This is a genomic window from Hydrocoleum sp. CS-953, assembly GCF_002260545.1.
Taxonomy (GTDB): Bacteria; Cyanobacteriota; Cyanobacteriia; order Cyanobacteriales; family Microcoleaceae; genus Trichodesmium.
In genome coordinates this window covers 1-5452 of the sequence record NZ_LGSU01000924.1, presented here as the reverse complement: position 1 = coordinate 5452, position 5452 = coordinate 1, and the positions used below count along the sequence as shown (strand labels likewise).

Below are 5452 nucleotides of genomic sequence, written 5' to 3'. Positions count from 1 at the left end.
AATTGACATTGCTTTTGACTTTGGAACTGATTATAATTGATTAATTCTTACTTTTGACTTTTGAATGCATGAATTTTGAATTGAATCCTCGCTCTGGATATACTCTACCTGTATTCGCTTGTGCTACCGCTGTAGCTGCCCTCCGTTGGCTACATCAAAATATCTCGTCTTTGTCTACCGTATCAATTAATTTACTAGAACCAGCAGAAATTATCGATATCCCTATCGAACAGGTAGCTTTACTAAAAAATAATACTGCTTTAGCTATTACTCGTTCCGATCCCGGTAATAATCTCGATCTAACTCACAATACTCCTGTTTGGGCTATGGTGGAATTGGCCACAGTTTCCCTAAGTGATGCTTCAGAACAAATTGTAATTATAGGTGGAGCAGGTATTGGACAGAATATTCATTCTGGGGAAGCAGCTATATATAGTTACGCGCGACGACTGCTGCAAGAAAATCTTCAACCTTTGCTCAATTCCAATGAACAAATCAAAGTCACTATTATTTTACCAGAAGGTCGTCAATTAGCAACTCGAACTTCTAATTCTGCTTTTGGTATAGTTGAAGGTCTTTCTCTTTTAGGCACTACCGGACTTTCTCAACCTTTGAGTGTACCTGGGCAACTCGAAGCTTACCAGGAAGAACTACAACAGAAGGCAGTGCAGTTTAATAGTTTGGTGTTTTGTATAGGGGAAAATGGTTTAGATATAGCAAGAAAAATGGGTATACCCCCACAACAAACCGTCAAAACAGCTAACTGGTTAGGCCCAATGTTGGTTGCTGCTGCTATTGCCGGAATAGAGTCTATTTTATTATTAGGTTATCATGGCAAATTAATTAAATTGGCTGGTGGGATTTTTCATACTCACCACTATCTAGCTGACGGACGATTAGAAATTCTCACAGCTCACTGTGCAAATATAGGTTTGCCCACTTCTGTGCTACAAGAAATTTTTGCTTGTAATACTGCTGAGGATGCTTTAAAACTGCTGCGGAACTTAGATATAAATGGGGAAAATTACTGGGTGGATAGGGTGTATGGGGCGATCGCCACGAAAATTGACCAACGTTGCCAAGCTTATATTTTTAATCATAGTCAAAAAGAGGTCCAAGTAGGTTCGATGCTGTTTGACCGCGATCGGGAAATTTTCTGTAAAACTGAAGTCGCTGATACAGTTTTCTCCCAAATTTGTTATGCTATTAACAATAACCTTAGCTAGAGTTAAGGTATTTTATGAGAAATTAATAATAGTCTATGGGGATGAGAAACACTATTTATCTCCTTTGTGTCCCTAACTAGAATGATTATATGGTTTCAAAGCTAATTATCATTCTTGGGTTAAAATATCAAAATATTTTTCCAATAGCCATTGTTTGCTAAAAACTCAGCCAATAAACTGATCCCCATTATTAATTCACTCAAATTAACCTGTTCCAACTAGGTTATCGGTAATTGATAGTATACAAACTTTTATATATTGTAGTGGTTTGGTGACTAAACCCCTACCAAACTTAGAAACTGTTTGTAAACTTATAAAAACCTCTTTCCAAACCTTTCTCCTACAGGGAGAGAGGCTTTAAAACACCCATTCCCTTGTCGGGAAGGGGGACAGGGGGGTTAGGTTGTTAAGATTGATCTGTTCTATGCAGTACCGATCAAACAGCTTCTTAGAGTTTTTGACAAAGTGTGGAGAAATAAATTTTCCTCACGAAAAACTACTTATACCCCGACAAGCTGAGGCTGACAAGTCAAAACTAAGGAAAATTAACCTCACCAATCTAGTATAATAGCATATTAACCGTGACTCTAACAACACAAAAACAAAAAAGTTCAGATTCTCTCACTCAGTTTAACCGTCAAATGATCGTGATTCTGGACTTTGGTTCTCAATATTCAGAACTTATTGCTCGCCGAATTCGGGAAACTCAAGTATATTCAGAGGTTATTTCCTACCGCACAACTGCTGCAAAACTAGCAGCTCTTAATCCCAAGGGAATTATTCTTTCTGGAGGGCCTAATTCTGTTTACGATGAAGGGGCACCTCATTGCGATCCCGAAATTTGGAATCTGGGAATACCTATTTTAGGTGTGTGCTACGGTATGCAGTTAATGGTACAACAACTTGGCGGAGAAGTCAAACGCGCTCAGTTAGCTGAATATGGTAAAGCATCTCTCTCAATAGACGATCCGACAGATTTGCTGACGAATGTAGAAGAAGGCACAACTATGTGGATGAGTCATGGAGATTCTGTGACCAAAATGCCTTCTGGTTTTGAAGTATTAGCTCATACAGATAATACTCCCTGTGCAGCGATCGCTAACCATGAGAAAAAGCTCTACGGTACTCAGTTTCACCCAGAGGTAGTTCACTCTATTGGCGGTCAAGCTTTGATTAGAAATTTTGTCTACCATATCTGCAAGTGTGAAGCAACTTGGACGACAGAAGCTTTTGTGGAAGAAGCAATTCGAGAAATTAGAGCTAAAGTAGGGGATAAACGAGTATTATTAGCATTGTCTGGAGGAGTTGATTCTTCAACCTTAGCATTTTTACTGCACCAGGCGATAGGCGATCGAGTAACTTGTATGTTTATTGATCAAGGGTTTATGCGCAAGTATGAACCGGAGAATTTGGTACAAATATTTCGCGAGTCTTTTCATATATCAGTTGAATATGTAAATGCTCGCGAGCGCTTCTTAAGTAAACTCGAAGGAGTTACCGACCCCGAACAAAAACGCAAATTAATCGGACATGAATTTATCCAAGTATTTGAAGAAGAGTCAAAACGTTTAGGACCTTTTGATTATCTTGCTCAAGGTACTCTTTATCCAGACGTGATTGAATCTGCTAACACTAATGTTGACCCCAAGACTGGGGAGCGAGTAGCGGTAAAAATTAAGAGTCATCACAATGTTGGCGGTTTGCCGAAAGATTTGAGATTTAAGTTAGTCGAACCTCTGCGCAAACTTTTTAAGGATGAAGTCAGAAAGGTGGCGCGTTCCATTGGTTTACCAGAAGAAATTGTGCGACGACATCCTTTTCCTGGTCCGGGGTTAGCTATTCGGATTTTAGGGGAAGTGACAGACGAACGGTTGAAAATATTACGGGATGCTGATTTTGTTGTGCGGGATGAAATTAAACAGCAAGGAATGTATCACGATTTTTGGCAAGCGTTTGCGGTGTTGTTGCCTATTCGCAGTGTGGGGGTAATGGGAGACCAACGTACTTATGCTTACCCTATTGTTTTGCGGTTTGTTTCTAGTGAAGATGGCATGACTGCTGACTGGTCTCGTGCGCCTTACGATTTGTTGGAAAGTATTTCTAACCGTATTGTGAATGAGGTTAAGGGTGTTAACCGGGTGGTGTATGATATTACTTCTAAGCCTCCTGGAACTATTGAGTGGGAGTGATCGGAAGTCAGAAGTCAGAAGTCAGAAGTTAGAAGTAATATCTAAGTGAGTTTGAATATTTGTCTGCAGTGTACTCTAGTAGACTGACACAACTAATGGGTGTGCATTAGGGCGGGTTTATATAAATCTTAGAGTAAGCATTAAAACTCTAGTTAAAACCCGCCCCTAAGCTTTGCACCATTTTAGTTGTATAGTAGGGGCGGGTTTCCCCGTTAAATTAACTAGCTTTTGAACTAAATCAAATAAAGTTAGATAAACCCGCCCCCCAATATGGAAATCACACCAAATCAAATAAACTCGCCCCCTGGTGATATGGCTGCACGGGGGATGGCGCGGGCAAGTTCAATTCATAATAATAGGTCAAACGATTCGCACTGATAACTGATAACTGATAACTGAAATTACCAACCCACAGAATAATAGGGAAAACGATTCGCTTTAATAAAATTTATCGCCGTCTGGGCAATTTCTGGAATTTCTATCAATACAATTTTTTCGATCAAAAATGGTAAAGGAATTTGACCAGGGGATGCTTTCGTTTTCGTTTTCGGAAGTCTGCTCAATATTCCTCTCAATATTTTCTTACCCCAATCATTTTTCTTGGCTGATTTTTTCCTGGGTGTGTAACGCCGACAGAAACCTTTGTATTTGTCGGCGCATTCTTCCAAGGATGTACCTAACTCAAAAAAAGCGGGATGCCATTGAGTAATGCCATCGGTGGTTAGTTGTTCATAACTGCCATAGTTACTGAAGTCGTAGAAAAAGCCTTCTCTCATCCCTGCTGCTTTGGGGTTGGCATGAATATAACGGATAGTGTTTAATGCTCTTTCTTTGTCGGAGTTGGGGAAACCATGACAGGTGTATCTTTGCTCCCAAAAGTGTCCTTTGCGGTTGAGGAGGGCGTTGAAAGACATGGCAGAATACCAGTTGATCCAGTGCATGATTTTCGGTATATCATCCGGGTTTTCGGCTTCCATCAGGTAATGAACGTGATTCAGCATGATGCACAAGGCGTACAGTTTAAACTGGTATTTTTCTTGTGCTTGTTTGATGATATGTAACAGTATTTCTCGGGTTTCACGGCGGGTGAGTTGGAAATCTCTGTTATTACACCGGGTTGTAATGTGATAGGAATATCCTGTGATCGAATTCTCTTTTTGGTCTGCCCATGTCTTTTCAGTTATCAGTTATCAGTTATCAGTTATCAGTTGCTAGTTACCAGTTGCCAGTTATTAAGTACAGGAACATAAGGGAGCACTTCTGACTTCTGACTTCTAACTTCTAATTTTATTGTTTGAAGCCGAATATTTACCGAAAAATGAGGTTTAAAGCCTCCCTTTTTAAGGGGATGAAAAAAATCTTTAACTCAGTATTTCAAGCCTCCGACTTTAGTCGGAGGTTCACTGATAACTGATAACTGAAATGACGGTATGTCCTCATCAACCCAACTTCGTAACTGTGAAGTAGCTCTTAGCTGTTGCCGTCGTGGGTAAATTTTTTAATTTTAGGGCAAATATTTCTGCACAACACTCCAACCTGTCAAAGATACTGTCGCGAAACTAAATAACAGAATAATATTAGTCGTGATATGAACCGATCGCGCCCAAGTTTGTTTAGCATTAATCTGAGTTGCGCTCCAGGCGGAAACTAACACCAAAGTCACGACTGTTAAACCAGCAGGTAAATGAGCAGAATGACCTAAGTTACCATAATAGCCAATAGTTCCGACTAAACCAATTGCCAATAACAAAATTACGAGAAATACCATTGTGCCGCCAATAATATAATGAAATGGTCGCAACCATTGAGGACGTTTTTGTTTGTTATGGCGAGCAAAAAACATCCAACCACCAGTCACTGCTAATAATGAGTAAGCAAATAGGGAAAGACCCATAGACCAAGCTGCTATTTTCCACAGCCACAGAAAAGAAGGTAAATTCATATATAATTTAGTTTTGATTATATTTGGACTTTAAAGCAGTTTTCATTGATAGGTCCATACAATGCTTGTAGTAGACTGACACAGCTAAAACTGTG

4 protein-coding genes are annotated in these 5452 nt (G+C 39.7%); 2 read left to right on the top strand and 2 right to left on the bottom strand.

What is annotated here, in order from left to right:
- Positions 1-68 precede the first annotated feature (68 nt).
- Positions 69-1226: a cobalt-precorrin-5B (C(1))-methyltransferase CbiD gene (cbiD, locus tag AFK68_RS12580; protein ID WP_094673111.1), complete on the top strand. Its 1158-nt coding sequence runs from the start codon at positions 69-71 to the stop codon at positions 1224-1226.
- Positions 1227-1807: 581 nt separating this feature from the next.
- Positions 1808-3415, top strand: a complete 1608-nt coding sequence (guaA, locus tag AFK68_RS12575) for a glutamine-hydrolyzing GMP synthase (protein WP_094673110.1) — start codon at positions 1808-1810, stop codon at positions 3413-3415.
- Between the two features lie 401 nt (positions 3416-3816).
- Here the strand turns inward: guaA and AFK68_RS12570 are convergent, their stop codons facing one another.
- Positions 3817-4539: a transposase gene (locus AFK68_RS12570; RefSeq protein ID WP_371357357.1), complete on the bottom strand. Its 723-nt coding sequence runs from the start codon at positions 4537-4539 to the stop codon at positions 3817-3819.
- A 380-nt stretch (positions 4540-4919) separates the two neighbouring features.
- A complete protein-coding gene (locus tag AFK68_RS12565; protein ID WP_094673108.1) occupies positions 4920-5357 on the bottom strand; it encodes a DUF4079 domain-containing protein in 438 nt (145 codons plus the stop codon).
- Between the last annotated feature and the right edge of the window lie 95 nt (positions 5358-5452).

Bases quoted from the DNA above. Each gene is read 5' to 3' on its own strand.
- cbiD (WP_094673111.1), top strand. From the start codon at position 69: ATGAATTTTGAATTGAATCCTCGCTCTGGATATACTCTACCTGTATTC.
- AFK68_RS12565 (WP_094673108.1), bottom strand. From the start codon at position 5,357: ATGAATTTACCTTCTTTTCTGTGGCTGTGGAAAATAGCAGCTTGGTCT.